The sequence below is a fragment of the Blautia sp. DFI.1.216 genome, assembly GCF_020594215.1.
GTDB classification, from domain to species: domain Bacteria; phylum Bacillota; class Clostridia; order Lachnospirales; family Lachnospiraceae; genus Blautia_A; species Blautia_A wexlerae.
Genome location: NZ_JAJDML010000272.1, coordinates 1 through 221 on the forward strand (window position 1 = coordinate 1; position 221 = coordinate 221).

1 pseudogene is annotated in these 221 nt (G+C 48.9%); it reads left to right on the forward strand.

The annotated features are described in order from the left end of the window. Positions 1–139: pseudogene (locus tag LJE11_RS19690) on the forward strand (DUF3847 domain-containing protein); the annotation flags it as partial. Positions 140–221: the final 82 nt, after the last annotated feature.

Sequence of the window (221 nt, forward strand, 5' to 3'; positions counted from 1 at the left end):
GCTGGAAAGTTTTCTGCAAGAGCCGGAACGCCTGACAGATGATGATGTCATGCTGTTGTTGAAACTCATTTTTCACAGACAGGACACGCAGGAACTATTGAAAAAACTGCTGGAACGGAAGAAGCCGGAAACCCCTTAGTTTACTAAGGGCGCAATTATACACCATCCAGAGGTTGGTGCATTGCGTTCTCCGAAGGCTCCTCGCCGGAGGGCTGTGATTT